Source organism: Tellurirhabdus rosea (genome assembly GCF_026278345.1).
Lineage (GTDB): Bacteria > Bacteroidota > Bacteroidia > Cytophagales > Spirosomataceae > Tellurirhabdus > Tellurirhabdus rosea.
On record NZ_CP111085.1, the window covers coordinates 1,248,792 to 1,269,712 of the forward strand.

Genomic DNA, 20,921 nt, shown 5'->3' on the forward strand with positions numbered 1-20,921 from the left:
AAGCTTTGCAGGACCTCAGTCATTCAGTCAATCAATCATTCAGTCATTCTACAAATGTATATCGTAAGCTTTCAGCTTGTTGTACAGGGTTTTGCGGTCGATGTTCAGCACTTCGGCCGCTTTTGTTTTGTTGTAGCCGGTCTTTTCGAGCACTTTGATGATGGCCGCCCGCTCGGCGTTCTCCGAAACGGATTTGAGGTTGCTGTTCGGATTGGCTACCGCGGTTCCGGAGGGAGCCATCATCGACGTGGCCGGGGCCGAGGTGGTCACCAGGTCTTCTGTAAAATAGGTCGGTTCCCGGATGTCGATCGGCAGGCAGTCCAGCGTAATCATATCCGACTGGGCCAGCAGCACGGCCCGCTTGATGACGTTCTGCAATTCGCGCAGGTTACCGTGCCAGAAGTACTCTTTCAGCTTTTCCTTCACTTCGTCGGAAAAGCCGTGAACCTCCTTTTCCAGCTGCTCGTTTGCTCCTTCCAGAAAATGTTCCGCGAAGATGAGAATGTCGGCCTTCCGCTCGCGCAGGGGCACCAGTTCCAGCCGGAATTCATCCAGGCGGTGATAGATATCTTCCCGAAAACGGCCCTGCCGGACGGCGTCGCGAAGGTCTTCGTTGGTCGCCGCAATGATGCGTACATCTACCGAAATGTCCTGGTTGCTGCCAATGCGGCGGATTTTCCGCTCTTGCAGTACCCGAAGGAGTTTGATCTGGTTTTCGTAGGAAAGGTTACCGATTTCGTCGAGGAAGAGCGTTCCGCCGTTGGCGTATTCGAAGCTGCCGACCTTGTCCGACAACGCGCCGGTGAAGGAGCCTTTGATGTGTCCGAAGAGTTCGCTTCCGGCCAGTTCCTTCGACAGGGCGCCGCAGTCGATGGCCACAAACGGCTTGTCTGCGCGGCGGCTTTTCTGGTGGATGGCGTTGGCGACAAATTCTTTGCCCGTTCCGGTCTCGCCGGTGATGATGACCGACATGTTGGTCGGGGCAATGAGGTCAATGTGTTTCTGCAGCATTTCGGCCGCCCGGCTTTTTCCGAAGATAAACCGTTTGCCGCCGCTGGAGACGATCTGCCGGACCCGGGCCGGTTTGGCGGCGGTGGCCGGTTCGCTTTCCGGCTTGGGGGCCGGAGCTGCGAGGGCCTGGGCCCGCCGTTCGAGGGCACCTTTGATCGTAAACAGAATTTCGTCGGGATACAAAGGTTTGGTCACGTAATCAAAGGCACCGTGTTTAACGGTAAGCACGGCCGTTCGGACGTCCGAATAGCCGGTAATGATGATTACGGCAATGGTGGGGTCAAGTACTTTGATACGCCGCAGGATTTCGAGTCCGTCGATATCCGGCAGTTTAAAATCGCAGATAACAAGATCGTAGGACTCCTTTCGCAGTTGCGTAAGCGCATCCTCTCCCCGCTGTACCGAAGCGGTTTTATAACCCTGTTTGGTCAAGAAACGCTCCAGCAGCAGACAAATGTCATTATTATCGTCAACTATCAGGATTTTTTCCATGGGAAAGGGGTAAGCCAACAATGCCAGCGTGTGTCAAGCACCGTAAACAAAGATAACTAATTCACTATAGAAAGTAAACTACACTTTCTACAACTGAATATTCTCAAGTGCCTGCTCAATTGTCTTTCGGTTAAAAGGTTTTCCGATAAAGTAATCGGCTCCTTCCTGAGTGGCTTTTTTCCGCTCCGCATTTCCGTCAAAGGCGCTGATCATGACAACTTTCGTTGGATTGCCGTTATGACGGATGTAAGATAGTAAATCGAACCCGACGCCGTCGGGAAGACTCAGGTCAAGAAAGACAGCATCGAAAGCCTGCTGGCTTAAACGACGGCGTCCTTCTTCCAAAAAATGGGCGCATGTAGTCTGATAACCCATCCGTTTTAAAAGCCCTGACAACAACAGACAGATGTCTGTTTCGTCATCAATTATCAGAACATGTTTGCCGTTCTCCATATTAACTCCCAGACCTTCATAGTGGGCTCCGCCTTGCCAACTCCTCGTTTGTCTCATGTACATAAACCGTTCACTTTCTACTGGCTTTTGTATATACTATAAATAATGTGCCTGAAATGGATAGACGCTTTACTTTATGCGATGAACAACGGATTATGGTCTTTAAACGGTCGTAACATTCAATTTATATTCAAGCTCTTGAATGAATACATGAAACTATTGAGATAAATAAGTTGTGTTTTTTCTACAGTTTTTCTACAACTGTGGAAGGAATTCCACACCGACAGAACGGTTTAAAGCGGGCGTTAAATGATAAAAAGCCTATTTTTTACGTTAGAAACATCATTCCTTCCTTGAAAGTATCTCTTTCATAATTTGGCACAGTTTTCTCAAATAAATCTTACGAAAGCGCAGAACAATCTTAGCTTTTCGACTATACGACACATCATGCTGTTGTCTTGCAATTCGGTCAGGATACAGCCAAATAAACAAGAGTGGTACGTTTAGGTTTAGGTGGTTTCATTTTAGGTTAAGTACAAGTTACGGTGGGTACGGAATCCCTGCATCAAATTGAATGCAGGGATTTTTCATGTTATACCTTCTGGATTTTCTCCCTCGCCTCCTCGCGGTCCCCTTCTTCCGGTTGCGGTTCGTCATGCTGCAACGGCGCGGCGGGGTCGTACACCAGCGTGATAAAAATCGGAAAATGGTCAGAGCCGCCGGACGGCAGCCGCTGAATGGCCTTCACCTTGAAATGCACCGAAGCGAAGACGTGGTCCAGTGGCCAGCGCAGAAAGAAATATTTGGCGTGGAACGTACTGAAAAGTCCCCGCCCGACCCGCGGATCGAGCAGCCCGCTCACGCGCTGGAACAGGCGGGTTGTATGCGACCAGGCCACATCATTCAGATCACCGGCCACAATGACCGGCCCTTCGTGACTCCGGGCTTCCTTGCCCACCATCAGCAGTTCGGCATCGCGTTCGGTAGACCGGTCGTTTTCCGTTGGGCTGGGCGGCTGGGGGTGAACCCCGTAAAAAAGTATCTTCTCTCCGGACGGCAATTCCACAAAAGTCCGGACGGAGGGAATGTCGTCTTCAACCAGAAAACGGACCTGAGGCTGGTGCAGCCGGAGCCGCGAGTACAGCAGCATGCCGTAGGTGTTGGGCAGCGGTTTGAGCACCCGGTGCGGGTACTGCGCCTCCAGGGGAGTAAGCGCCTGGCACCATTCATCGTCGGCCTCCACGATCAGGAGCAGGTCGGGCTGGTGTCTCTGGACATGCTGCAAGACTGAGCGGTAGTGGCGATTGTCCATGTAGATGTTGGCGATCATCAGTTTGATGGTGCGCCCGGGCGACTCGCCCCGGTAGCGCATGACCTGAACCCGGTGCAGCTGGGTGTAGGGAAAAACCAGCCAGGACTGGTAAAGCAGGGCTGCAATCATCAGCGCCGGCAGAATCCATTCGACGACGGGGCCGTTGCCGTCCATGACAAGCCAGCCCAGCAGCCAGAGCAGAGCCAGCAGCGCCAGCTGAAGATGCGGAAAGTCCCAGATGCGAACCCACCAGGCTTCGTTACGGCTCAGGTTTATAAAGGAAGCGATGACCAGTAGTACGCCCGATACCAGAAAAAACCAATCAGAATAATTCATTGTGCAGATACATTGTGGAACTCCGGCGGAGTAAAAAACGGCCTGACCAGCCGTCTCCGGGTCGCATTATACAACGATTTTGGAAAGTCTATTTATAAAACCACTGTATAGGCAAAAGTACCCGGGCCGTTCCGTCAGTTTCCCGACGGCACTGTCATCCCCCTATACGTCGGGATTGGTGCATGTTTGCTATAAGCTTGTAGAAATATCTCCCCGTCTGCGTTTTGACAATTGCTTCTGGTCTCTTTACTAAACATCAATAATTTATTGTAAATCAAAACGTTACAAGCTATTTTCGATTACGTAACCGGCTGGTATAATATTTTCTTTATATGGGTATCGCTGCCGTGGGCAGTTATTTGTTCATTCAATTAACAGCTTTATGAAATCTAGTTTCAGTGGCCTTGTGGTTGCGTTGCTGGCAGGAGCTGCCCTGGGCGTTCTGCTCGCTCCCCGTAGCGGGCAGGCAACCCGCCGGAAGTTTTCCAGCGACAGCGACCGCTTTCTGAGAGAGTTGCAGGATACGATCTCCTCTGGTTTTGACAAAATTCGTCAGCAGTACGAGGAAACCAGAGACGCCGCCGTGTCTTCGAATCGTTAAGCCGGCAGAGTCGTTATCGTACGGCCTTTCAGAAGGGTAAAGTATTCACTATCAAGCGTTACCTTTGCATTGGTAACCCATTAATTATCTAACACCATGAGAAGCACAAGAGATTTTCTGCTCGGATTTTTGACAGGCGTAGCCGCCGGTATGCTGACAGCACCCCGTAGTGGTCGCGACACCCGTGATTACCTGAAGAACGAAGCCGATCGCCGCTCGAAAGACCTGCAGGGTCAGTGGCAGAAGGGCGTCGAACAGGTAAAAGCCCAGGTTGACCAGGTTAAATCGCAGATCAACCAGCAGGTGGATAAAATCCAGAACAAAGCTGAGGACCAGAAAAATAAGAGCCAGTACAACGATAAAGTTGATAATCTGGCCGAGAAAGCTCACGAAGGTGTCGAATCTTCACGTCAGTCGCTGCAGGCTGAATAAGATTCATTTCTGATTTACTCAACGACATGAAAAGTAAAGCCATCCCCGACGGGATGGCTTTTTTTATGATTAACTCTCTTTTAACGAAAACTTAATTCGCCTTTAACTATAGACTTTCAACTTTACAGGGCCGTAATTAACTAAAACTACTCATGGCCTCTTTCCGCCGCCCTCCTTTTGAACCGGGCACTTTGACCCGCCTGCTGGCCGGACTTCTTCTGCTTGTGGTCGCCTACAGCTGCGGCTAAAGGCTGCTTACCTAAGTATTTCCTTTATTTTGTCCGTAGATTTTTGCAAGAACAAATCAATACATGTAACTTTAACCGCTTTTTAATGGTTCATATGTCGAAAAACGGGGATTCTGCCGTTCTTTTGCATCATCATTAAAGCAAACGGAAAAAGATATTTAAATCACCTTGGTGATAAAGAAAAAAGCAGTCGTACCTAACGGCTGTTTTTAAATGGTGTGGATATAGTCGGAAAGCTATTCGGGAATCTCGGATAGCTTTTTTTCTGTTTAAAAGGGTCAATAATCCGCTGTCCGACAATTTCATGCCTTTTTAACTTGCCTTTAATTAGGCTTTAATACGGCCCTATTACTTTTGTATCACTTCAAAGTTACCATTGTGTTTCCGGGCCGCCCGGTTCGGAAACTAGGGGAAGGTTGAACGACAAAGTTTGGCTCTGCCAGCTTTGTAATGGTGTGGATAGGATGAAAAAAGCTACCTGAAGAAAGCATTTCGGGTAGCTTTTTTGTTAATTACCTTTTAACGGACTATTTATTCCGTTTTAATACAGGCTTCCCATCTTTGTATTGTTAAAACGACGCACCTTATGCAGCAACTTGAAAATCTGGCTACCGACCTTCTGAACTGGTTACAGGGGCTGTGGCAACAAAACGGGAGTCCGGATTACGCTCTGCAGCCCATTCCTGTTAAGAATATCGCAGGGATTCCGTACCTACCGTAATAAATACTTAACCAGTCAGTTGCCGTAACCCGTTGAAGAGTCTTTTCGTACAGACCGTAGAAATTGCCAACTTGAACTTGACAATACGCCGTACAAACGATAAATAGTGGAGAGCCTTCGGGCTCTTTTTTTTTGCCATAAAATTTCTCTCCGGTACCAAGAAGCTGAAGAACCTTTTGCATATAGCAGGTTCTTTTTCTACTTTACTGCTAAACTCTATATGGTTACATTTTTTGTCTGGTTATTTACACCCTGACGCGTCAGGACAAGGTAAATCACGCCGCCTCCACCGGGCATAACAAATAGCCTTTTATTTTGGTATAGATATCAGCATACCCGCTATGCTATGAATTTTTAGTTACACACCATGAAAGTACTGGTTGTCGAAGATGAGCCGAAACTGGCTTCTTTTGTAAAGAAAGGTCTGGAGGAGCAATCCTGCGAAGTGGATGTTGCTTACGACGGTCAGATTGGCCGCACGATGGCGCTGAGCAACACCTACGACGTCATTGTCATGGACGTTAATCTCCCGAAGATGAACGGGTTTGACGTGGCCCAGGCGTTACGGTCCGAGCAGGTTAAAACTCCGATTCTCATGCTGACGGCGATGGGTTCGGTCGACGATAAACTGACCGGCTTTGAAGCCGGGGCCGACGACTACCTTGTCAAGCCGTTTGAATTCCGGGAACTGCTGGCCCGCATCCGGGCCCTGAGCAAGCGGAGCGCCGAAGCCGGACCGCAGGCTAATCTCCTGAAAGTAGCCGACCTGGAACTGGATCTGAACGAAAAGATTGCCCGGCGCGGCGGTAAGCGAATCGATCTGACCGCCAAGGAGTTTGGGCTGCTGGAATACCTGATGCGGAACCGCGGCCGCGTGGTGTCGCGGATCGACATTGCCGAAAAGGTCTGGGATATTCATTTTGATACGGGTACGAATGTCATTGATGTGTATGTCAATTTTCTGCGCAAGAAAATTGACAAAGAGTTTACCCCGAAGCTGATCCATACGGTGATCGGCATGGGGTACATGCTCAAGGAAGAATAACCTTTTATGAATATTCGTACCCGTCTGACGCTGGTGTTTGCCCTGATGGTGGCGTCGATCCTGCTGCTGTTCTCGGTAGTGATCTACCTGACGTTCAGCCAGTACAGGGGAACCGAGTTCCGCCAGCGTCTTTCCGAGCGAGCCGAGGCGATCAGGCGGGTATTCGGCGATTCTCCGACCGGCTCCGAAGCACTCCGGCAACAGCTCAACGATCTGGACATTGGGGGGCTTTATCAGTCGTCCGTCACGTTGTACACCCCGCAGGGGCGGCAGCTGGTCACCTGGGGTACCATCCAGCCTGTTCTTACCGCCGCCCAGCAGGCTGAGGTCCGGCGCGGGCGGGAACTGTGGCTGCCCCACGATGAAGCCGAACTGCTGGCTACCCCCTACCGCGACCCGGCGGGCAATACGTTCGTGCTGGCGGTTTCGGCGGTGGACCGCTACGGCTACTCGAAGCTGTCGCGGCTGCGGCAGATCATCATCAGCGGCTGGCTGGTCAGCCTGGGCCTTGTCCTGCTGGCGGGCTACCTGTTTGCGGGCGACGCGCTCAAACCGGTGTCCGGCATCATCCGGCAGGTAAAAACCATTTCGGCGACCAACATCAACGCCCGGCTGCGCATCGGTCGGCAGCGCGACGAGCTGACCAACCTGTCCATTACGTTCAACGACATGCTGGCGCGGCTGGAAGAAGGCTTTACCGCCCAGAAGAACTTTGTTTCCTACGCCTCCCACGAACTGCGGACGCCGATCACGGCCATGATCGGCCATATCGAGGTGTCGCTCATGCAGGAGCGGTCGCCGGACGAATACCGGGAGTTGCTCAAAGACCTGCTCAACGAAGCCCGGAGCATGAAGCAACTGGTCAACGGGCTGCTCGAACTGGCCTACGCCAGCGCCGACGCTTCCACGCTGACCTTCACGCCCGCCCGGGTGGATGAACTGCTGTTTCAGGCGCAGGAAACGCTGGCCAAAAACAGTCCGCATTGTCAGATCGACATCCAGTACGAAACGATTCCGGAGGACGACAATGAGCTTACCCTGCCCGCCGTGGAACCGCTGCTCCGGACGGCTTTTGTCAATCTGATGGAAAACGGCTGCCGCCACTCGGATAACAACCGGATGACGGTCTACGTCGACGCCAATTCAGAAATCAAACTGCGGTTTGTCGACAACGGACCGGGGATTCCGGAGGACGAACTGGCCCATATCTTTGAGCCGTTTTACCGCACCCGCCGCTCGGAAGAAGACGGCACCAGCGGCCTGGGAATCGGGCTGGCCCTGACCAAGCGCATCGTAAAACTCCACCAGGGCCGAATCGAAGTCAACACCCGCCTCGGCGAAGGCACCGAATTCGTCCTCTACCTGCCGGTGGTTTAGGGGGGATGGTTTAGAGTTTAGGGTTGCTCTGCCAGTTCAGGCGTCATAGCTCAGTGAAGCAGCCATAACGGCGGAGCAACCGCAGCGGCGGACCGCTCTAAACCCTAAACTTTAAACCCTAAACTCCTCCCCCTACAACATCCCTTCCAGGTCGGCGGGGGAGTAGTTGATGTTTTTCAGCGTTTTGTTGTCGGCGGTGCGGTACACCAGGAACTTGCCGTCCGATTCCACGTAGTGGCATTCCGTGCCTTTGGCCTGGTAGTGCTGCACGGTTGCCTCGGCTTCCTCCACCGTCCGGCAGGCTTTGCTCAAGTTCGAGCGCTGAACTTCGTCGAAGAGGGCTTTGAACCGGTCGCCGAGTCCAAACTCCAGCACCGCCCCGCTCAGGACGTACTGCAAATCGCATAACGCATCGGCCACGGCCACGATGTCTTTTTCCAGAATGGCCACTTCCAGCTCTTTCAGCTCTTCGGCCAGCAGCGCCACCCGCAATTGGCAGCGGTTTTCGGCCGGAATCTGCGGCGTTTCCAGAACCGGGTGATGAAACGTGCGGTGGAATTCCGCAACGGCATTCAATGAATCGGGGGTAGTCATCTTTGACATGGATTACACAGATTATTAGATTTAACTGGATGCGTTTCCCCGAGCGAAGCATCAGGGCTCATCCGGCCAATCCGTAAAATCTGCGGTCAGAAATTGCTTTTAAACAGTTTGATCGAAATCGCCAGCAGGATAATGCCGAAAATCTTGCGCAGAATGCTCGTCCCGCCCGGTCCCAGCCGGGTTTCGATCCAGGCCGAAGATTTCAGAACGACGTAAATCAGAATCAGATTCAGCAGAATTCCGCTCAGGATGTTCGGCGTGGCGTATTCGGCTTTTAGCGAAATAATGGTCGTCATCGTACCCGCCCCGGCAATCAGCGGGAAGGCAATCGGCACGATGGAGGCCGAGCCCGTATGCACCTCCTCCTTAAAGATGTTCCGCCCCAGAATCATTTCGAGGCCCAGCAGAAAGATAATCAGGGCCCCAGCCACGGCAAACGACGACACATCGACGCCGAACAGCTTCAGCAGCGACTCCCCGGCGTACAGGAACAGGACCATCAGCAGTCCCGACACCAGAGTTGCCTTTTCGGACTCGATTTTCCCCGTCTTCCGGCGCAGGTCGATGATAATGGGCAGAGAGCCGACGACGTCGATCACGGAAAACAGAATCAGGGCAACGGACAGAATTTCTTTCAGATTAAACATACGGCAGTGGCCGTCCCACGGTAGGGCTCTCGTCATTCGGCCGGGCGCAAAAGTAAGGACTAATGCCGGTGAGAACGCAGAAATTCTTTCAGTTTCGCGATTTCTTCATCCTCGATGGCCGGGAAATTGGCGATCCGGAAGGTGGTGTCCTTCCAGGCTCCGTACCCATTTCCGAGGATAATTCCCTGCGCCAGAGCCGCCGCTTTGATGGCTTTGACGGCCTCCGGCGTCCCTTCGACCGCAATGACGGTATCCGACCGCTGTTCCGGCTTCGGCACCAGCAGCTTCCAGCTGCTTTGTTTCTGCTCAAAAAACCGGTACCAGCGGGCCGCCCGCTCCCGGGTGATGGCGTCAATCGTGTCGATGCGGGGCAGCTGCTGCAACACGCACATCAGCATGTAAATGGCCAGTCCGTTCGGCGTATACTGCGTCTGGTTTTTGAGGACGTTTTCGTGAATGAACAGCAGACTGTTGTAATGGTCGCGCTCGCCAATCAGTTCGGCCCGCTGCACCGCCGCCGGGGAATAGACCAGCACGCCCATGCCCGCCGGCAGCCCGAAACACTTCTGCACGGACGCAAACCAGACATCGGCCAGTTCCCAGTCGAAACGGATACCGGCCATCGACGAGGTGGCATCCACGGCCACCAGCCCGGTGAACTCCTGCCGGAACTGCCGCAGCGCCTCCATCCGGACCTGCGTGCCGTTGGACGTTTCGTTCTGCACAAGGCACAGCACATCCGCCTCACCGGGCAGAATGGCGGGCTTGATCCGCTGCGCGTACTCCTTCCACTTCTGCCCGAACGCCCCCGAATACGGGTGCAGGCTGCTCGTCAGGGTCAGCGACTGGGCGATGATTTCCCAGCATTCGGTCGCCGAGGACACAAACGCGATATGGTACTCGTCCGGAATCTGGAGTTTTTCGTGCAGCAGCCGGACGGTTTCTTTCAGGATTTCCATGAAGCCCGGACTCCGGTGGTTCAGGCTGACGACGCCTTTGCGGATGGCTTCGTGCGCATAGTCCGCCACGCGCGGATACACTTTGGAAGGACCAGGATAAAACGTAATCATAACGAGAGTAAATAGCGAACGGCCAGCTCATAGCCCATCAGGCCCAGTCCGGCGACGATTCCGCGGCATTTTGGTGTCAGGTAACTATGGTGACGGAACGACTCGCGGGCATGAATGTTTGAAATGTGCACCTCCACGGCGGGCGCCTTGACGGCCGACAGCGCATCGGCCAGGGCCACGGACGTATGCGTGTACGCCCCGGCATTGATGACGATCCCGTCGATGGTATAGCCCAATTCGTGTATCTTGTCGATCAGTTCGCCTTCGTGATTGGACTGGAAGTAGTGGAACTGCACGTCACTGAACTGGGACTCAATGGATTTGATGTAGTCGAGAATGGAAACGCTGCCGTAGATTTCGGGTTCGCGTTTGCCGACGAGGTTAAGGTTCGGGCCGTTCAGGATAAGAATTCGTTTCATAAAATCGCCGGGTAGCGGGAAAAGACCATTAATTGACGCATGATAGCGGTTTGGCAAAGTTATAGGAATGCCTTTAAAAATTACCTGACCCTCGAACGTTCGCTGGCCGATAATTCCATTGAAGCCTACCTGCGGGATGTCGATAAACTGCGGGAATTTCTGGAACTGGATGGGCACGCCCTGACGCCGTTTCAGGTAACGGAGGCGCACGTCATGGCGTATCTGAAGTACCTGACCGACGTTGGCCTGTCGGTGCACTCGCAGGCGCGGATGCTGTCGGGCCTGAAGGCTTTTTACAAATACCTACTCTACGAAAACCTCATCCAAACCGACCCCACGCACCTGATCGAAGGGCCACGCCTGGGCCGGAAGCTGCCCGATACGCTGTCGGTGCCCGAAATCGACGATCTGCTGGCGGCCATTGACCTCTCTACTCCCGCCGGCACCCGCGACCGCGCCATGCTCGAAGTGCTGTACAGTTCCGGGCTACGCGTCTCCGAACTGCTGAATCTGCGGCTGACCAACTGTTTTTTCGACATTGGCTTTATCCGGATTCTGGGCAAGGGCAGTAAGGTCCGGCTCGTACCCATCGGGCAGGAAGCCATCCACTACACCCGGCTGTACACCGAGCACATCCGAAACCAGCTGGATATTACGAAGGAAGGCGAAGACGTGGTGTTTCTGAACCACCGGGGAAAGCCCCTGAGCCGGGTTTTCGTGTTTAAGATGATTAAAAAACTGGCGGCGGAAGCGGGCATCCGGAAAACCATCGGGCCGCACACGTTCCGGCATTCGTTCGCGACCCACCTCATCGAAGGCGGTGCCGACCTGCGGGCGGTTCAGCAGATGCTCGGCCACGAATCCATCACGACCACGGAGATTTACACCCACCTCGACCGCGATTACCTGAAGCAGATGATGATCGATTATCACCCCCGGGCCAAAATAAAAGAGCCTGCCGTCAGGCGACGGCAGGCTCAGTAGCTTCTTATTGTTAACCCTAACCCTTAAACCATTTTGACTGGTTCGACGGAATTACCCCCGCGGCGCTTTCAACCTCTCACCGTCCCACAGCCACAGGGGATCATTCGGTTGTCGAACAGACTAAATCGTCCACGGTTTACTGAGTTACAATTGGCATGCCAGTTTGTCTGATAATTATTGACCCGGTATTATAAAGCGATTAAAAACCTTACTCCTGGACCAGAAGCGGGCTGAGCACCTTGCAGGTACAGATGCCTTTTGAGGTGGTCGTTGTGGTTTCGTCCACCAGAGCGAACCCCGGCCGAATCGCCTCCCAGAGCTGGTCGCTATGCTTGTGGTGGTTGATGGTCACGAGCATTAGTCCTTCCGGCTTCAGGTATTCGGCTAGGCGGCGCATGGTCCTAAGCGGGTGGCGGCTGTAATAGATGGATTCGTTGAAGATGATAAAATCGAACGCACCGGCAGGCTGGTACACGTCCATATCCGCGACCAGATAGGTGCATTTTTCATCGCCGTCCGCCTGCGCTCTGGCGATGGCACTGTCTGATATGTCTACCCCGATGTAGCGCCCGTAGTTAGGCGATTGCAGGCGCTGCTGGAGCAATCCCTCCCCGCAGCCGATCTCCAGCACTTCCGGCTGGCCGGGTTTCAGAAATTTCACATAGCCGACGATGACGCTGAAGCGGGCCAGTTCGTCGAGGGCGCGCAGGCCGTTCCAGAGGCCTTTGTCGTACTGGTAATTCCAGCGGTCGCGGTCAATGCGCAGAATTTTGCGTTTGAAGAAAGAAACGAATCCGGTCATAAATGGGTGGAAACGGTAAAGGCTAGTTTCGGGGTTTAGTTTCGACGTCCGCCGTATCGACCACGCTGGTATCGATGGCCGTTCCGTCGGGTTGCATGGTGGGCGGCAGGGCCCGTTCGAGCTGTCGGCGGCGGTTCCACGGGGCGGTGGTGCGGCGGGCCATGTCAACGGCAAAAAGCACCACGATCAGGGTAAAAACAAGGGCACCAATGAATAAAATACGGCGGTTGCGGTTCATAAATCGTTCAGTTGTTTGGGAGAAACGGAAAACAGCAGGCGTCCCGTCCGGCCCGACACTTCGGCCCACTGCAGATTCTCGAATTCAATAGCGGCGACCGCACCTTTGCTCATCGAACCAACATCGGCATGGGTGAGGTACTCCGCAAAATAGGAAATATCCGGGTTGTGCCCGAACAGCATCACCGACTGCGGCTGTTCGTCCAGTTGGTTGAGCGCCGCCAGATACGCCTTCGGCCCGCCGTCGAACAGGTGTTCGTCGAGGCGAATGGCCTCCGGGTCGAGGTGTAGTTGTTCGGCCACTACTTTCCCGGTATCGCGCGCCCGGATGGCGGTACTGCTGATGAGCAGGTCCGGGCGAATGCCTTTTTCGCTGAGGTGGCGACCGACCCGCGCCGCGGCCATGATTCCCTCCGAAACCAGTTCCCGGTCGTGGTCCCGCTGAAAAGCTGTCCGGTCTTCTGCCTTGGCATGACGGACCAGATATAGTATTTTTTTCATATTTTTTCTGAATTTTATTCTACAGGTACGGTTCCGTTAAATCACTTACTGCCTTTCGGTTGCCAAGTTTTAAACTAAACAAGTTATTATCATAGAATGGTCACCGGACCATGAAATTTATCCTCACCGATTTCGATGGTTCCTCCCCGAATGATTACAGAATCACCGACAGCACAACAGTCAGCCCGACAGACTCAGATAGTCATGTTTCTGCTCTGGGTGGCCGCTGCGGTTTTTTGCTTTTTCATATACCGCTTCGCCGTCGATGTGCCGTACATGGACGACTATCTGCTGCTGTTTTCCATCACCAAAATGACCGATCCGGCCACGGGCATTGCCTGGTCGGATGTCCTGACACAGCACAATGAGCACCGGATTTTTCTGGCCCGTCTGGTTGCACTTTTCGATTATATGATCGAAGGCCATGTCAATTTCAAAACCCTGGCGTTGACGGGCAGCGCCTCCGTGCTGGCGCTTTTCTACCTGCTTTTCCGGCTTTTCCACCGCGCAAAGGTAAGTCCGTGGGCGCTTACTCCTATTGCGCTGCTGCTTTTCCAGCCTTCTTATTACAACAATCTGCTCTGGGGCCTGTCGGTCTGGCAGCACAGCGTGACGCTGGCCGGATACATTCTCTTTTTCTGGCTCGCCATGCACCCCACCCGCCGCATGCAGGGGCTGGCGCTGGGGCTGGGAGCCGTCCTGATGTATTCCAACAGCAACGGTCTTTTTGCCTGGGCCGCCGTGGTCCTGCTGCTGGGCTGTTATGGCCGTCGGCTGGAAGCGGCCGTCTGGCTGGCCACCGGCATCGGGCTGACGCTGCTGTATTATCTGGCTGATTACCAATTTTATAAAAGCCCTTCGGTCTGGCTCGCCAACCCTGACCCCATCTGGCTGATGCGGAGTCTGGCCGGTTTTATGGGGGGCGCCATGTATCTGGACGGCTTTCCGTGGCTCAAGGGGCTGTCCTCTCCCCTGCTGGTCTGGCTTATGGGCATCGCCGTGCTCGGCATTTACGGGCTTGCGTGGTGGGAGTTTCTTTTCCGGCGTCACAAAGATTATCCGGCGGTGTATCCCGTTCTGCTGGGCATGACGATTGTACTGGTCCTGACGGGCCTGGGTGCGGCCGTCACCCGCAGCAACGGCGACCTGATGATTATTGAACGGTACCAGATTTATTCCATCATGTGCCTCATCATTGCCTATTCGCTGCTGGTGATCGCGCTGGAGAATTCGGGCAATAAATGGCTGACCGTTTTGGCGACGGCCGTCACGGCGCTTTTCTCGTTTAATTCTTACCTGTATTACATTCCGGAACTGGAAAACCGGGAAAAGCGGCTGCTGGCCGAAGCGGCCGAAATTAAGGAGCATCATCACTCGCCGATGATCAGTATTTTCCTGTCCGACCCCTACTGGAACGCCCTGTTACGAAATACCATCGAGCGCGGCATTCTGCGGTTTCCGGAAGAAGCAGATTCTGCCTTTGACCTTGTTTCCATCAGCAGTTCCCGGGTGAAAAGTCCGGTTATTTTTGAAATCACCAAACGTATAGATGAGGGCGTTCACAAGACGGTGATTGACGTGAGACATAATACGATGGAAACGCCCACGTATCTGCTGCTCCGGTCGGGGTCAGAAGTTCACCTGCTCCCAGCCGAAAAAGAGCCCGAACGGAGTAAGCTCCGCATGCTGCAGCACGGCAGTCTGTACCAGCCCGGCACCCGGACCTCGTTTTACACGGCTCCGCTGGCACCCGGCCGCTACCAGATCGGACTGCTCCGCCTCATCGACGACCTGCCCCATACCGAATGGACTGAACAGTTTATCAGCCGATAAGCCGGTAATTTTTCGTATCTTTGCTGCTTAACCTTACAGGTCCACCAAGCCTGTGAGGTTTATTTGTTATACCAGAAAATCAATGAGTACCATACAGGAAATCAGCCGCCGCCGGACCTTTGCCATTATCAGCCACCCGGACGCCGGTAAAACGACACTGACCGAAAAACTGCTCCTGTTTGGGGGCGCCATCCAGACCGCCGGGGCCGTAAAATCGAACAAGATCAAGAAAACGGCGACCTCGGACTTCATGGAAATCGAGAAGCAGCGGGGTATCTCCGTGGCGACCTCGGTGATGACGTTCGAGTACCGGAACATGAAAATCAACATTCTGGATACACCGGGCCACAAGGACTTTGCCGAGGATACCTACCGCACGCTGACGGCCGTCGATTCGGTCATTCTGGTCATCGACTGCGTGAAGGGCGTTGAGGAGCAGACCGAACGCCTGATGGAAGTCTGCCGGATGCGGGACACTCCCGTTATTATTTTCATCAATAAAATGGACCGGGAAGGCCAGGCACCTTTCGACCTGCTCGACGAGCTGGAGGCCAAACTGAACATCCGCGTCCGCCCGCTGACCTGGCCGGTCAACATGGGGTCGGATTTCAAGGGGGTGTACAGCCTGTACGACAAAACGATGAACTTCTTCCGCATCAACAAGACGAAGGTGGAAGACGACGTGGTGGAAATCGACATCAATACGCCCGTGCTGGACGAGAAAGTCGGCGAACGTGACGCGGCCCAGCTGCGCGAGGACGTGGAACTGATCGAAGGCGTGTACGACTCCTTTGACCGGCAGCCGTACCTCGATGGCAAGGTCGCTCCGGTGTTTTTCGGCTCCGCCGTGAACAACTTCGGGGTGAAGGAACTGCTTGACACCTTCTGCGACATTTCGCCGGAACCCATCGCCCGCGCGACCGACAAGCGGGTGGTAAAGCCCGAGGAGTCCAAATTCAGCGGGTTTGTCTTTAAAATCCACGCGAATCTCGACCCGCGCCACCGCGACCGGATTGCCTTCCTGCGCATCTGTTCGGGCACGTTCGAGCGGGGGAAATTTTACCACCACACGCGGCTGGACAAGGACATCCGCTTCGCCAGCCCGTTCTCGTTCATGGCCGACAGCAAAAGTCTGGTGGAAGAAGGCTTCCCCGGCGACGTGGTGGGCCTTTACGATACCGGCACCTTCAAAATCGGCGATACACTGACCGAGGGCGAAGACCTGCAATACACGGGCATTCCGAGCTTTTCGCCGGAAATCTTCAAGGAACTGGTCAACCTCGACCCGATGAAAGCCAAGCAGCTCGACAAAGGCATCCAGCAGCTGACGGACGAAGGCGTGGCGCAGTTGTTCACGCTGCCGATTGGTAACCGGAAGATCGTCGGAACGGTGGGCGAACTGCAGTTTGAAGTAATTCAATACCGGCTGGAGGGCGAATACGGCGCCAAATGCCGCTGGACGCCCATGCCGATTTCCAAAGCCTGTTGGCTGACTTCGGACGACAAAAGGAAGCTCGACGAATTTGTTCGGCTGAAAGGCATGCAGATTGCCTACGACAAGGACCAGAATCCGGTCTTTCTGGCCGAGTCCGACTGGATTCTGCGGATGAATATTCAGAACAACCCCGACATTAAATTCCACACGACTTCGGAGTTCAAGACCGCGGTCGAAGCCTGACCGTACCCCGGAGTGCCGCTCCGGGGCTTTTTTTTGAATAATTTCTTAACAAACGACCCCTCCCCTTTCACGGCTCAATCTGCGGCAGCGAGATATTTTTTCGGATCGCCCAGATGCGGATACCGAACACCAGCGCCACCACCAGCGTATCGGTCAGGGTCGGCGGCAGGTGGGGCCGGAGCAGAAAAAAGGCGACGCCGCCCGCCATGCAGGCCGTGGCGTATATTTCCCTGCGAAACAGGAGCGGAATTTCGTTGAGCACAATATCCCGGAGCACGCCTCCAAAACACGCCGTTATGGTGCCGAGAATGATGCAGGAAGGCACATTCAACCCCGCCGCCACGCCTTCCTGAAGCCCCCGGAGCGTGAAAAAGCCCAAGCCGAGCGAGTCGAACAGGACCAGCGAGCGTTCGAGGCGGCCGGTTTGGGTACGAAAAAAAATGGTCAGCAGGGCGACGGCACAAATCAAAAGAATGACGGAGGAGTCCTGAAGCCAGCGTACGGGCAACCGGCCGATCAGCATGTCGCGAATGGTGCCCCCGCCGACGGCCGTGGCGAAGGCCACGACGATGAGGCCGAATCCGTCGAGGCGTTTTTGCAGGCCCGCCAGCGTGCCCGAAGCGGCAAAGGCAATGGTGCCGCCGATGTTGATTAAAGAAAAAACTTCCAACTGATTGTGAATGACAGTCCGGCGGCCAAGTTAAGGCGGCCGGGGGAAATACCAATGGGCGGTGGTTGGCTGCGGCGGGTCCGGCCCGGTGCAGGTTGCCGCCACTTTCAATTTTTCTTAGCTTCGGTGCCTGAGATGAAACTTCGACCGCGGCACGGCGGGCAGACATTTTTTAGGAGAAAGTACAAAAACCCGGCTGTTGGGTAAAGTAGTTTATTATTGTAGTCTTCAATGAAGTGTATGCTACTGGAATGGCTTGACAGATTGTTGTATAGGCAAAGCAAGCTCGTCTCACAAATCCCTGGTGGCTGTTGCATAACTCTATTTACACCTAAAAGCCCGATTTGGTGGAGATTTTTTATCTTCAACGATGCAAGGCAGAAAGGAGTATAGCGAAAACCTAATCATCAATTTCCGGCTCTCCAGCCATGTTCCAAGGCACAATTTTTATTGGAGGTTGAAGGAAACTTTAGATTTGTCTTTTCTCTATCAGGGCACTAAAGAGCTCTATGGCCGAACAGGACATCAGTCTATTGACCCAGTGGTTTTCTTTAAATTTATGATTATCAGCCACCTGGAGAACATCACTTCTGATCAAAAGCTGGTTGAGCATTGCTCTATGCGACTGGATTTGCTGTATTTTTTGGGCTATAACCTGGATGACCCACTACCCTGGCACTCCACCCTGAGTCGTACTCGAAAACTCTACCCTGAAAAACTCTTTGAAGCACTATTTGATCAGGTGTTCAAGCTTTGCGTAGCCAATAATATGGTATCCGGTCGTCGGGTCGCCATCGATTCGGCACCTGTCAAGGCTAACGCCTCAATGGAAACACTGTTAGAGAAACAACCTGGCAGACCTGGCCCACAATTACTTCAGCCGGGTGAAAACCAGCATGAGCCAGTGGTCTTTGAACCTAAAGTCAATACCCGTCCAGCGGCACCGGTCATTACTGCTTCTGAACATCAGCTTAAAAGACTAGCCAAGCACCAGCAAAACTTGAAGCGTACTCCTACCGCCTTAGGGGCTAGCAATGACAAGGCACAGTTATTAAGCAATAAAACGCACTATAGCCCTACCGATCCCGATGCCCGCATTTCGGTCAAACCGGGCAAGGCTCGCAAACTGTTAAGTGCCAATAAAAGTGTACAGCACAGTGACACTAAAAAGACACAGGCCGTTTGACAGAAATTCCCGGCTTAAGGATGGGTTTGGCCGTTCAGCCCAGGCTCTACCGCCGGAACCTCCTCGCGCAATAAAGACTTAACCCGGTAACTGTTACCCGTAATGCGGATCACAGTCGCATGGTGCACCAGTCGGTCAATGATGGCACTGGCCATCACAGTGTCGCCCAGCAGTGCGCCCCAGTCCTCAAAGTTGCGGTTCGTCGTTACAATGATTGAGCCTTGCTCATACCGGCTGCGTATTACCTCGAAGAAGTCATCCAGCCCGGCCACCGGTAGCTTCTTGAAACCAATTTCGTCAATAATCAACAACTCAGGCTGCAGAAGTTTCTGTAACGCCAACCGATAGGAGCCATCGCCCCGTGCCGTCTGTAAGCGTTCGATCAACTCGTTGGCATGAATGAACAACACGCGGTAGCCCAGCTTCAACGCCTGGTGGCCCAGGGCCTGCGCCAGATGCGTCTTGCCCACGCCGGGCTTACCCAGCAGAAGCACATTTTCCTTCTGACGAATGAAGCGACCTGTGCCCAGATCGTACATCAACTTCTTGTCCACACCCGGCTGATAGCTGAAGTCATAGTTGTCCAGCGTTTTCTGGACGTTGATGTGGGAGGCCATCAGCCGTTTCTGGTAGGCGTTGGCCTGTCGCTGGGCTGTTTCATCTTCGATGAGTAGCTCCAGAAACGCCAGATAGCTGACCGAGTTGGCCAGGGCGTACTCGTTACGCAGGGCCAGGGCCTGCGCCATCCAGGGCAACCGCAGGCTTTTGAGTTTATCTTTCAGGTGTTCCATGGGCGTTAGTTGACACGGGTTAATTGATCATAAAGACTTAGTTCATGTTGATAGCCACCCAGCCCGCTGGGCGGTAAGGCAAGGGTGGTATCGGTGCGGTAAAGGCCCTGCTGGCAGATCTGCCGAATGGAAGCAAAACTTAATGAGCCATATTGCATGGCCCGCTGGCAAGCCTGATCGACCACCTCGGCCGAGTACTCTTTGGCCAGATGCAGTAGTCCTTTGGCCACATGCGTCCAGTTGCGGGTAGGGTTCTGCTCCACCTGCGCCAGTAGCTCTTCTGCGTGCTGACCTAGCTGCGCTACCTGCTGGCGGTAGTAGGAGGGTTGCCGGCGGGGCTTGTAGGAGGGCGCATGGTCATCACGGCTAACGTACTGCCCCTGTCCACTGGCCAGTTCGTGCACGGTTAGCAGCGTCTGATCAGCGTAAATGCGTAGCAGGCTGGTATCGGCTTCGAGCCGAACTACTTGCCCGGTGTAAGCGGCTGGTACGGAGTAGTAGTTATAGCGAAACAGCACATGGCCCACCTGGTTGACCTTGCGCTCCTGGACCTGGTAGTGCTGCCAGCGCTGAGGGGCAAAGGCTGGAGGCTTCCCTGCTCGGTTTGGGCCATTACGTGAGCAGGTACCCGACGGGTGGTGCCATGCACCCTTTGGTTACAGACCTGCAGCATCCAGTGGCTCAACTGCTGCTGCAAATCGGTGAAGCCGGTGGCGGTCTGCCCTTTGAGGAAGTTGATCTTGACGTACTTGACGGCTGACTCCACTTTGCCTTTGTCCTGAGGCCGACGTACACGGGCTGTGATGGGCTGGCACTGATAATGGGCCAGAAACTGAGCGTACTGCTGCTGAATGATAGGATCGTAAAAGTCCGCCTGCACGACCCCCGCCTTCAGGTTGTCAATCTTTACGCTCAGGGGAACCCCACCAAAGAACCGCACGGGCGGCCCCGTCGAAGGCCCGCCAGTGGCACTCAATGAAGGTAGCGACGCTTTGGTCCAGCACGGCCCGGTAGTAGGCGTACCGGCTGTGGGCCAGCAGCATGGCGAACACCCATACCTTTCGCTGCTTACCCTGATGCTCGAATTGGCCCAGATAGCCGAAATCAACCTGCGCTTCGCTGCCCGGTGCGCTGTGCTGATAGACGTAGACTTCTTTTCCCTTCAGTTGATTGACAAAGCGTACTACCGAGCGGTAAGAAACCTGGATGGGTGGCTGCCGGGTGGTAAGTCGCTGGAAGATAAGCTTCGCCGTCAGGCCCTGCTCGAAGAGCGCCTTGACGGCCTGGAAGGAATCGTCGAGCTTCTTGCTGCGCACCTGACGGGCGGGCTGTTGATGTCCCTGCGCAAGCCGGTCCAAAATCTTACGAACGGTGCGACGGGAGATGCCAAGCTGGTTGGCAATCTGTTGTTGACTCATCCCGCGGTTGCGGAGGGTCTGAATGGTAAGGTACATATCCATCTGGTACATCGG

The 20,921-nt window shown here is 54.1% G+C and carries 22 protein-coding genes and 1 pseudogene; 9 read left to right on the forward strand and 14 right to left on the reverse strand.

Annotation, left to right across the window (positions count from 1 at the left end; all coding sequences use genetic code 11):
• Positions 1–48: 48 nt before the first annotated feature.
• The 3 genes from ORG26_RS05195 to ORG26_RS05205 form a co-directional block, all read right to left on the reverse strand.
• Entirely contained in the window at positions 49–1,503 is a 1,455-nt protein-coding gene (locus tag ORG26_RS05195) for a sigma-54-dependent transcriptional regulator (protein WP_266367468.1), read from the reverse strand.
• 87 nt (positions 1,504–1,590) lie between these two features.
• Positions 1,591–2,013, reverse strand: coding sequence for a response regulator (locus ORG26_RS05200; protein ID WP_266367469.1), 423 nt, complete (start codon positions 2,011–2,013; stop codon positions 1,591–1,593).
• A gap of 535 nt (positions 2,014–2,548) precedes the next feature.
• The gene (locus tag ORG26_RS05205) at positions 2,549–3,604 is read right to left on the reverse strand and encodes an endonuclease/exonuclease/phosphatase family protein (RefSeq protein WP_266367470.1); all 1,056 of its coding nucleotides are present in this window, start codon (positions 3,602–3,604) and stop codon (positions 2,549–2,551) included.
• Between the two features lie 382 nt (positions 3,605–3,986).
• On the opposite strand from ORG26_RS05205, the gene ORG26_RS05210 reads away from it, so the two are divergent.
• From ORG26_RS05210 to ORG26_RS05230, 5 genes are all read left to right on the forward strand, one after another.
• The gene (locus ORG26_RS05210; RefSeq protein ID WP_266367471.1) at positions 3,987–4,205 is read left to right on the forward strand and encodes a YtxH domain-containing protein; all 219 of its coding nucleotides are present in this window, start codon (positions 3,987–3,989) and stop codon (positions 4,203–4,205) included.
• A gap of 96 nt (positions 4,206–4,301) precedes the next feature.
• The gene (locus tag ORG26_RS05215) at positions 4,302–4,637 is read left to right on the forward strand and encodes a YtxH domain-containing protein (protein WP_266367472.1); all 336 of its coding nucleotides are present in this window, start codon (positions 4,302–4,304) and stop codon (positions 4,635–4,637) included.
• Between the two features lie 834 nt (positions 4,638–5,471).
• Positions 5,472–5,606, forward strand: a complete 135-nt coding sequence (locus ORG26_RS05220) for a hypothetical protein (protein WP_266367473.1) — start codon at positions 5,472–5,474, stop codon at positions 5,604–5,606.
• A 367-nt stretch (positions 5,607–5,973) separates the two neighbouring features.
• Positions 5,974–6,651, forward strand: a complete 678-nt coding sequence (locus ORG26_RS05225) for a response regulator transcription factor (protein WP_266367474.1) — start codon at positions 5,974–5,976, stop codon at positions 6,649–6,651.
• Between the two features lie 6 nt (positions 6,652–6,657).
• A complete protein-coding gene (locus ORG26_RS05230) occupies positions 6,658–8,028 on the forward strand; it encodes a sensor histidine kinase (protein WP_266367475.1) in 1,371 nt (456 codons plus the stop codon).
• Between the two features lie 132 nt (positions 8,029–8,160).
• Here the strand turns inward: ORG26_RS05230 and ORG26_RS05235 are convergent, their stop codons facing one another.
• The 4 genes from ORG26_RS05235 to aroQ all read right to left on the reverse strand — a co-directional run bounded on the left by ORG26_RS05235 (position 8,161) and on the right by aroQ (position 10,767).
• Entirely contained in the window at positions 8,161–8,622 is a 462-nt protein-coding gene (locus ORG26_RS05235; RefSeq protein ID WP_266369322.1) for a nucleoside triphosphate pyrophosphohydrolase family protein, read from the reverse strand.
• A 95-nt stretch (positions 8,623–8,717) separates the two neighbouring features.
• Entirely contained in the window at positions 8,718–9,278 is a 561-nt protein-coding gene (locus ORG26_RS05240; protein WP_266367476.1) for a MarC family protein, read from the reverse strand.
• A gap of 59 nt (positions 9,279–9,337) precedes the next feature.
• Positions 9,338–10,348, reverse strand: coding sequence for an aminotransferase class V-fold PLP-dependent enzyme (locus tag ORG26_RS05245; protein ID WP_266367477.1), 1,011 nt, complete (start codon positions 10,346–10,348; stop codon positions 9,338–9,340).
• Entirely contained in the window at positions 10,345–10,767 is a 423-nt protein-coding gene (gene aroQ / locus ORG26_RS05250; RefSeq protein ID WP_266367478.1) for a type II 3-dehydroquinate dehydratase, read from the reverse strand. The genes ORG26_RS05245 and aroQ overlap by 4 nt, the downstream gene beginning before the upstream one ends.
• 39 nt (positions 10,768–10,806) lie before the next feature.
• Here aroQ and xerD point away from each other — a divergent pair, with 39 nt between their 5' ends.
• On the forward strand, positions 10,807–11,751 hold the full coding sequence (gene xerD, locus ORG26_RS05255) for a site-specific tyrosine recombinase XerD (RefSeq protein WP_266367479.1): 945 nt from the start codon (positions 10,807–10,809) through the stop codon (positions 11,749–11,751).
• Between the two features lie 208 nt (positions 11,752–11,959).
• Here the strand turns inward: xerD and ORG26_RS05260 are convergent, their stop codons facing one another.
• The 3 genes from ORG26_RS05260 to ORG26_RS05270 are packed head-to-tail and all read right to left on the reverse strand — an operon-like array spanning position 11,960 to position 13,291.
• Positions 11,960–12,553 (reverse strand): class I SAM-dependent methyltransferase, encoded by a 594-nt coding sequence (locus ORG26_RS05260; RefSeq protein WP_266367480.1) that lies wholly within the window; start codon positions 12,551–12,553, stop codon positions 11,960–11,962.
• Positions 12,554–12,575: 22 nt separating this feature from the next.
• Positions 12,576–12,791, reverse strand: a complete 216-nt coding sequence (locus tag ORG26_RS05265; RefSeq protein WP_266367481.1) for a hypothetical protein — start codon at positions 12,789–12,791, stop codon at positions 12,576–12,578.
• Complete coding sequence (locus tag ORG26_RS05270) at positions 12,788–13,291, reverse strand: SixA phosphatase family protein (RefSeq protein ID WP_266367482.1); 504 nt, start codon at positions 13,289–13,291, stop codon at positions 12,788–12,790. The genes ORG26_RS05265 and ORG26_RS05270 overlap by 4 nt, the downstream gene beginning before the upstream one ends.
• Before the next feature lie 204 nt (positions 13,292–13,495).
• On the opposite strand from ORG26_RS05270, the gene ORG26_RS05275 reads away from it, so the two are divergent.
• Both ORG26_RS05275 and ORG26_RS05280 read left to right on the forward strand, forming a co-directional pair.
• Entirely contained in the window at positions 13,496–15,124 is a 1,629-nt protein-coding gene (locus tag ORG26_RS05275) for a glycosyltransferase family 87 protein (protein ID WP_266367483.1), read from the forward strand.
• A gap of 82 nt (positions 15,125–15,206) precedes the next feature.
• Entirely contained in the window at positions 15,207–16,802 is a 1,596-nt protein-coding gene (locus ORG26_RS05280; protein WP_266367484.1) for a peptide chain release factor 3, read from the forward strand.
• A 67-nt stretch (positions 16,803–16,869) separates the two neighbouring features.
• Here ORG26_RS05280 and ORG26_RS05285 read toward each other — a convergent pair whose 3' ends face one another.
• On the reverse strand, positions 16,870–17,472 hold the full coding sequence (locus ORG26_RS05285; protein ID WP_266367485.1) for a trimeric intracellular cation channel family protein: 603 nt from the start codon (positions 17,470–17,472) through the stop codon (positions 16,870–16,872).
• Positions 17,473–17,842: 370 nt separating this feature from the next.
• On the opposite strand from ORG26_RS05285, the gene ORG26_RS05290 reads away from it, so the two are divergent.
• Positions 17,843–18,658 carry a transposase gene (locus ORG26_RS05290; RefSeq protein ID WP_266367486.1) on the forward strand — a complete coding sequence of 272 codons (816 nt, stop codon included), beginning with the start codon at positions 17,843–17,845 and terminating at the stop codon, positions 18,656–18,658.
• A 14-nt stretch (positions 18,659–18,672) separates the two neighbouring features.
• Here ORG26_RS05290 and istB read toward each other — a convergent pair whose 3' ends face one another.
• From istB to ORG26_RS05305, 3 genes and pseudogenes are all read right to left on the reverse strand, one after another.
• Positions 18,673–19,449, reverse strand: coding sequence for an IS21-like element helper ATPase IstB (istB, locus tag ORG26_RS05295; protein WP_266367487.1), 777 nt, complete (start codon positions 19,447–19,449; stop codon positions 18,673–18,675).
• Positions 19,450–19,454: 5 nt separating this feature from the next.
• Positions 19,455–20,012, reverse strand: a pseudogene (locus ORG26_RS05300) (Mu transposase domain-containing protein); the annotation flags it as partial.
• 336 nt (positions 20,013–20,348) lie between these two features.
• Positions 20,349–20,918, reverse strand: a complete 570-nt coding sequence (locus ORG26_RS05305) for a helix-turn-helix domain-containing protein (protein WP_323134363.1) — start codon at positions 20,916–20,918, stop codon at positions 20,349–20,351.
• Between the last annotated feature and the right edge of the window lie 3 nt (positions 20,919–20,921).